Genomic DNA, 2,126 nt, shown 5'->3' with positions numbered 1-2,126 from the left:
TGTTGTTACCACTTAAAATGGGATAGGTAGGGTTGGCATAATTTTGCGAATTAACCCCCATGTCGATAAAGTTAACGGATTCGTCACCGTTATTGGCGGTGGCCACAATGTCGGAGCTGGCATTACCGCCCTGGTGTGCATTGCGGATGTTCAACTGCAGGTAGTTATCGATGTTGCCTTTGCCGCTGATCACATTGTAGGAACCGGTAGTGCCACAATCAACCAGTAATTTTTCAGGTTGGGCGTTGAATGTTGTGGCGCCAATGGCCGTATTCCCATTCTGGTTGATGCGCATGCGTTCATTGTTACTGGTAAAAAAACGCATGTCAGACAAATTGGTAGTGCCACTGCCCAGGTAATACGCATCCAGGCCGGCTCCATCGGTGCGGGCCAGCGTATTATTGTAACGGGCCCCGAACCGGAATTGCGCCATCAGGTCGCCATTCTGCAGGTCCTGTGGCGCGGCGACAGTACCTCTTGCCTTCCTGAGGTAGAGAGCGTTGGTGATAGTGGCGCCATGATCTTCAAAGTAATAGTCATTGCCATTGTCGTCATTGTCGTTCACCAAATGAAACCTGCCTGCCGGGGTGGCCGTGCCAAGGCCCAGGAAGCCGCTGGTGGTAAGGCGCATTCTTTCTGCATTATTCGTTTTGAATGCCAGGTCGTAGTTGGTAATAGCGCCGAGGTTCTTTATGCTGGAAAGCGAATTGCCACCCTGGTACCAGGCACTGCCTGATGTGGAAGTTTTGTTCACCGGGATGTTTTCATTCATCACCTGCCAGTTGGCGCCATCGCTTACCAGCCGTACCGATTCATTGGGCTCACTAACCTGCGTGCTGGTTAAACCGCCAATGGTTTGCGAACCGAAAGGCTGTATAGTTACTGCAGGCACGGGAACCGTAGTACTGGCATTCTTCACCAGGTAGATGCGTCCGGTGCACCCGGCGGCATCGGGCAAGGTTAGTGTGGCCGCTGTGGACCCGGTAAAAACAAATAACTGCTCGTTGATGGTGGCGGTTGTGTTGGTAGTGAATAAAGTAGGGAGTATGGCCATGGCCCCTCTTACATCGAGCGTGGAGTTAGGACTGGTGGTGCCTATACCAATCTGCGCCAGCACAGGCAAAGCCCATAGCATGCCGGGCAAACAGCATTGTACAATCTTCTTCATAATAACCATTTAAAGAGTCAATGATTTAATGGGAGGCCGTGGCTGGAATGATCTTTTTCAGATCGGTTATCCGGTTTTGGATCTCCTCAATTTGCCGTTGCTGTTCTTTAATGGCATTAATGAGCACGGGCACCAGCTCGGCATAGTTCATACCCAGTATGCCGTTTTGTTCGTCGTTGGCGATCACTTCAGGAATAATGGGTTGAACCTCCTGCGCCAGCAGACCTAGTTTGCGGGGGCTGTTCCTTTCATTTTTCCATTTAAACGATACGGGGCGTAGTTGCAGCACTTCTTTTAATCCGTATTGTAAAGGCTCGATATCGGTTTTTAACCGGGCATCAGACGTTTGTATAACGCCATTGGCTGCCCATACCGCACTCCAGCGGGCGCCGCTTTTTCCCAACGTATACGTGTTGTCGGCAGCAGGTACAATAGCGCCGGCCACACTTAATTTATCGGCCGGAGAAGTAGTGCCAATGCCCACATTGCCGGCGCTGGTGATGCGCAGTTTTTCATCGGTAACGTCAAAGCCATCGGTAAAGAACAACAGGTTGTACGTTGAAGCGGCATTGCCTATCACAAAATCGCGGCCGGTGCCATACAGGTATGCGGTGTTGTTGCCATTCAGGATGGGTAACAACGTGCTGTTATAACCGCTTGAGTTAATGCCCATGTCTATAAAGTTCACCGATTCGGTGGCATTGTTGGCCGATGCCACTACATCGGAGCTGGCGTTGGCGCCATTGGAGCGGTTCTGGATATTCAATTGCAGGTAGTAATTGATGGTGCCCCGGCCGCTTATTCCGTTAAACCTTCCTGTAGAGCCCGCTTCGCCCAAGAATTTTTCAGGGTTGGTAAGGTCCCTGGATTGTACCCCTACGGCTACATTACCGGTTTCGCTGATACGCATTTTTTCTGTACCGCCGGTAAAAAAGCGCATGTCTTCCAGGTTGGTGGT

At 51.0% G+C, this 2,126-nt stretch carries 1 protein-coding gene and 1 pseudogene; both read right to left on the bottom strand.

Annotated features, from left to right (window positions below; genetic code table 11):
• Nucleotides 1–1,168 (bottom strand): annotated as a pseudogene (locus ACJ751_RS28015) (hypothetical protein); the annotation flags it as partial.
• 25 nt (nucleotides 1,169–1,193) lie between these two features.
• Nucleotides 1,194–2,126: tail fiber domain-containing protein (locus ACJ751_RS28010; RefSeq protein WP_407748846.1), on the bottom strand; the 933-nt coding region annotated here is incomplete at its 5' end.

The sequence above is a fragment of the Niastella sp. genome (assembly GCF_045805085.1).
Lineage (GTDB): Bacteria > Bacteroidota > Bacteroidia > Chitinophagales > Chitinophagaceae > Niastella.
The sequence above is the reverse complement of the archived record's forward strand: the minus strand, read 5'-3'. Positions and strand labels throughout refer to the sequence as shown.